Origin of the sequence: Burkholderia semiarida (assembly GCF_029268935.1) — a bacterium.
In the GTDB taxonomy this organism is placed as follows: domain Bacteria; phylum Pseudomonadota; class Gammaproteobacteria; order Burkholderiales; family Burkholderiaceae; genus Burkholderia; species Burkholderia semiarida.
Genome location: NZ_JAHLCL010000014.1, coordinates 1 through 519, shown reverse-complemented (window position 1 = coordinate 519; position 519 = coordinate 1). Strand labels below are relative to the sequence as shown.

1 protein-coding gene is annotated in these 519 nt (G+C 64.5%); it reads left to right on the top strand.

The window, feature by feature from the left end; genetic code table 11:
• Positions 1–2 precede the first annotated feature (2 nt).
• Positions 3–519: IS21 family transposase (gene istA, locus KPB06_RS34395; protein WP_275920603.1), on the top strand; the 517-nt coding region annotated here is incomplete at its 3' end.

The following is a 519-nucleotide window of genomic DNA, read 5'->3' as shown; positions in this document are numbered from 1 at the left end:
GGCTGAGTATTTCGGCCATCGCTGCTCGACTGAGTATGGACCGCAAGACCGTTCGTAAATACATCAGGAATGGCGTTCAGGCGCCGCGTTACGGTCCGCGCGCGCCGCGACCGTGCGTGGTCGATCCGTTCGTCCACTACGTCACCGAACGTGTACGCGAGTTTCCCGACCTGAGCGTCGAACGTCTGCTGCGCGAGATCCGGGCCATGGGGTATACCGGCGGCCGCACGGCGCTGGGCGACCTGGTTCGGGAAGTCCGGCCGCCGCGCCAACGCGGCTTCGAGGTGCGCTTTGAGACGCCCGCCGGTCATCAGGCTCAAGTGGATTTCGCGCACTTCAATGTCGAGTTCGATGACGCGCCCGGCCAGCGGCGTTCGATCTGGCTGTTCTCGATCGTGCTTGGGCACAGCCGCTATCTCTGGGGACGTTTCGTCGAGCATCAGGACCTGCAGACCGTCCTGCGCTGCCACATGGAAGCGTTCGAGCACCTCGGCGGCGCTCCGCGCGAGATTCTGTACG